This window comes from Xanthomonas sp. MUS 060 (assembly GCF_000963215.1).
Lineage (GTDB): Bacteria > Pseudomonadota > Gammaproteobacteria > Xanthomonadales > Xanthomonadaceae > Xanthomonas_A.
The window spans coordinates 1-552 of sequence record NZ_JZIM01000119.1 but is presented as its reverse complement, the minus strand read 5'-3'; the positions used below and the strand labels follow the sequence as shown (position 1 = coordinate 552).

Below are 552 nucleotides of genomic sequence, written 5' to 3'. Positions count from 1 at the left end.
AGCAGTTTCTCGCGCAGACTATCGTCTAACTCGCGGTCGCCGCCGCCGCTCAGCGCGCCGAGGACGGCCGTGGTCTGCACGCCCAGTACCGGGGTGACCAGATTGACCGTCTGCCCGGCGTAGTTGTTGCTGGCGGCGGACGGGACGACTGCGGTGACGGACGCTGGTCGTGGCCTGGAGCCCACTGACTGTGATGTCGGCTGTCGTTTGGAACTGTGTGCCATCGAGCGTTTGCACCAGAGTTCCGACCGGAATGTCTGCTGCATTCGGCTGGTCGTGGCCTGGAGCCCACTGACTGTGATGTCGGCTGTCGTTTGGAACTGTGTGCCATCGAGCGTTTGCACCAGAGTTCCGACCGGAATGTCTGCTGCATTCGGGGCTACGGTGAAGGTGATGGTGCCGGTGGCGGGGGTTGCGGTTAGGCGCTGCACGCGCCAGATGGATGCCCAACGTTCGAGGAACTCGGCCTCAGCGGTGTCGATGATGATCTGGCGGCTGATCCATTCGATAAAGCCGTATAACCCATGGGCCACACCTGCCAGGACGCGGGCG

The 552-nt window shown here is 63.2% G+C and carries 1 protein-coding gene; it reads right to left on the bottom strand.

All coding sequences use genetic code 11. The features are described 5' to 3' along the window. Nucleotides 1-533: baseplate J/gp47 family protein (locus XANALMUS060_RS17315; RefSeq protein ID WP_235430619.1), on the bottom strand; the 533-nt coding region annotated here is incomplete at its 3' end. Nucleotides 534-552: the final 19 nt, after the last annotated feature.